Genomic DNA, 3,354 nt, shown 5'->3' on the forward strand with positions numbered 1-3,354 from the left:
TGCCCACCCGCGCGCCGACGCGCTCCGCGAGCAGCTCGACTGGCTCGGCGCCGCCCACCTGCTCGACCTCGACGCCGCCGACGGCCCGCCCGCGCTGGTCGCCGAATTCGACACGCCGCAGGGCGCGCGCACGCTGCGCTGAACACCCTGCCGCCTCGCTGAACTACACCCATACCGGCAACACGGAGACACCCACTTCATGAATTCGCGCGAAACCCGGGGCATGCTGCTCGGCCTCATCGGCGTGATGATCTTCAGCCTGACGCTGCCGATGACGCGGATCGTCGTCGCCGAACTCCATCCGCTGCTCAACGGGCTCGGCCGCGCGCTCGCCGCCGCGGTGCCGGCCGGCCTGCTGCTGTGGTGGCGCCGCGAGCCGCTGCCGACCCGCGCGCAGCTGAAAAGCCTCGCGATCACGTCGCTCGGCGTGATCATCGCGTACCCGGTGTTCTCCGCATGGGCAATGAAAACGGTTCCGGCGTCGCACGGCGCGGTAGTCAACGGCCTGCAGCCGCTGTTCGTCGCGCTGTACGCGGCCTGGCTGTCGCACGAGCGGCCGTCGAAGGCGTTCTGGGCCAGCGCGGTGGCCGGCAGCGCGCTCGTGATCGCGTTCGCGCTGCGCGACGGCGGCGGCACGGTGCAGGCCGGCGACGCGCTGATGCTCGTCGCGGTCGGCATCGGTGCGCTCGGTTATGCGGAAGGCGCGCGGCTCGCGCGCCAGATCGGCGGCTGGCAGGTGATCTGCTGGGCGCTCGTCGTGTCCGCGCCGTTCCTCGTGCTGCCGGTCGGCTGGCTCGCGTGGACGCAGCATGCCGCGCATCCGGGCCCGCTCGCGCTGCGCACGTGGCTCGCGTTCGGCTACGTGACCCTCTTTTCGCAATTCATCGGCTTTTTCGCGTGGTACGCGGGGCTCGCGATGGGCGGCATCGCGCGCGTCGGCCAGGTGCAACTGCTGCAGATTTTCTTCACGATCGCTTTTTCCGCATTGCTGTTCGGCGAAACGGTGACGCCGTCGACGTGGCTGTTCGCAGCCGCGGTGATCGCCACCGTGGTGCTCGGGCGCCGCTCGGCGGTCGCCACCGCCGCGCAACCGGCTCGCGCCGGCTGAACAGCTGCGCCATAATGGACGTTTTGCCTGATCGGTTTGCCCACCCGGCCGCGAAGGCTCTATCGCGCTCGTGCCCGCCCACCCGGCGGCGTCGAAGCGATTTGCCCGAACGACCTTTCTTGACTGACCACGATATCCGAACGAGGAGACTATGAATCCGAGCGACCTGCATCCGCCGCACTGGCAGCTTTCCGAACGCGCACGCAAGCTGACGAGCTCTGCCATCCGCGAAATCCTGAAGGTCACGGAACGCCCCGAGGTCATCTCGTTCGCCGGCGGCCTGCCCGCCCCTGCCACGTTCCCGGCCGAGCGCATGCGCGCCGCCGCCGATCGCGTGCTGCGCGACGCGCCGGCCGCCGCGCTCCAGTACAGCGCGACCGAAGGCTACCTGCCGCTGCGCGAATGGATCGCCGAGCGCTACAGCGTGCGCGTGTCGCAGGTGCTGATCACGACCGGCTCGCAGCAGGCGCTCGACCTGCTCGGCAAGGCGCTCGTCGATCCGGGCAGCCCGATCCTCGTCGAAACCCCGACCTACCTCGGCGCGCTGCAGTCGTTCTCGCTGTACGAGCCGCGCTACGTGCAGGTGCCGACCGACGAGCAGGGCCTGCTGCCGGACGGCCTCACGCCCGAACTCACGCAAGGCGCGCGCCTCTTGTACGCGCAGCCGAACTTCCAGAATCCGACCGGCCGCCGCCTGCCCGTCGAGCGCCGCCGCGCGCTCGCCGCGTTCGCGCAGTCGAGCCCGTTCCCGGTGCTGGAAGACGATCCGTACGGCGCGCTGAACTACCGCGGCGAGCCGCTGCCGACGATGCTGTCGATGGCGCCCGATCACATCGTGCACCTCGGCACGTTCTCGAAGGTGCTCGCGCCGGGCCTGCGGATCGGCTACATCATTGCGCCCGAGGAACTCCACTTCAAGCTCGTGCAGGCCAAGCAGGCCACCGACCTGCACACGCCGACGCTCACGCAGCGCATCGCGCACGAAGTGATCAAGGACGGCTTCCTCGACGAGCACATCCCGACGATCCGCGAGCTGTACAGCGCGCAGTGCGACGCGATGCTCGGCGCGCTCGAGCGCCACATGCCGGAAGGCGTCACGTGGAACCGCCCGGAAGGCGGGATGTTCATCTGGGTGAACCTGCCCGCGCAGATCGACAGCATGAAGCTGCTCGCCACGGCCGTCGACAACCACGTCGCGTTCGTGCCGGGCGCGCCGTTCTTCGCCGACAACGCACAGCAGAACACGCTGCGCCTGTCGTTCGTGACGGTGCCGCCCGAGAAGATCGAGGAAGGCGTCGCGCGCCTCGGCAAGCTGCTGCGCGAGCGTCTCTGATCCCCTTTTTCCTGTCACGACTCTCTACGAGGAATCGAATCCATGGCTAACGTCTACGACAAGCTGAAGTCGCTCGGCATCGAGCTCCCGACCGCCGGCGCACCGGCCGCCGCCTACGTGATGAGCGCGCAAACCGGCAACACGGTGTTCCTGTCGGGCCACATCGCGAAGAAGGACGGCAAGGTCTGGGCCGGCAAGCTCGGCGCGGATCTGCAGACGGAAGACGGCAAGGCCGCCGCCCGCTCGATCGCGATCGACCTGCTCGCGACGCTGCACGCGCACACCGGTGACCTGAACAAGGTCACGCGCATCGTCAAGCTGATGAGCCTCGTCAACTCGACGCTCGACTTCACCGAACAGCACGTCGTGACGAACGGCGCGTCGGAACTGATCGCGGAAGTGTTCGGCGACGCCGGCAAGCACGCGCGCTCGGCGTTCGGCGTCGCGCAGATCCCGCTCGGCGCGTGCGTCGAGATCGAGCTGATCGCCGAAGTTGCGTAACGAACGCAGCACGATGCCTGGCCGTCTCGTCCGTTTCAAGCAGGTCGACGTATTCACGTCGGTACCGTTCAAGGGCAACGCGCTCGCCGTGGTGTTCGACGCCGATTCGCTCGGCGACGACGACATGCTCGCGATCGCCCGCTGGACGAACCTGTCGGAAACGACCTTCCTCTGCACGCCGACCGATCCGGAAGCCGACTACCGCGTCCGGATCTTCACGACGGAGGGCGAACTGCCGTTCGCCGGCCATCCGACGCTGGGCACCGCGCATGCGTTCCTGGAAAGCGGCGCGCGGCCGCGCGCGCCGGGCCGGCTGATCCAGCAGTGCGGGGTCGGCCGGGTCGCGCTGCGCGAGCAGGCCGACGGCTGGGCGTTCGCCGCGCCGCCGGCACGCGTCACGCCGCGCGACAGG

4 protein-coding genes and 1 pseudogene are annotated in these 3,354 nt (G+C 69.2%); all 5 read left to right on the forward strand.

The window, feature by feature from the left end:
* Positions 1–142: pseudogene (locus tag G3N98_RS40095) on the forward strand (VOC family protein); the annotation flags it as partial.
* 57 nt (positions 143–199) lie between these two features.
* Complete coding sequence (locus tag G3N98_RS38605; RefSeq protein WP_089426049.1) at positions 200–1,108, forward strand: DMT family transporter; 909 nt, start codon at positions 200–202, stop codon at positions 1,106–1,108.
* Positions 1,109–1,259: 151 nt separating this feature from the next.
* Entirely contained in the window at positions 1,260–2,441 is a 1,182-nt protein-coding gene (locus G3N98_RS38610; protein ID WP_047852437.1) for a PLP-dependent aminotransferase family protein, read from the forward strand.
* A 42-nt stretch (positions 2,442–2,483) separates the two neighbouring features.
* Positions 2,484–2,942 carry a RidA family protein gene (locus G3N98_RS38615; RefSeq protein WP_011352811.1) on the forward strand — a complete coding sequence of 153 codons (459 nt, stop codon included), beginning with the start codon at positions 2,484–2,486 and terminating at the stop codon, positions 2,940–2,942.
* A 13-nt stretch (positions 2,943–2,955) separates the two neighbouring features.
* On the forward strand, positions 2,956–3,354 hold a 399-nt coding region (locus G3N98_RS38620), incomplete at its 3' end, for a PhzF family phenazine biosynthesis isomerase (RefSeq protein WP_206151061.1).

The sequence above is a fragment of the Burkholderia sp. Tr-20390 genome (assembly GCF_017104595.1).
In the GTDB taxonomy this organism is placed as follows: Bacteria; Pseudomonadota; Gammaproteobacteria; order Burkholderiales; family Burkholderiaceae; genus Burkholderia.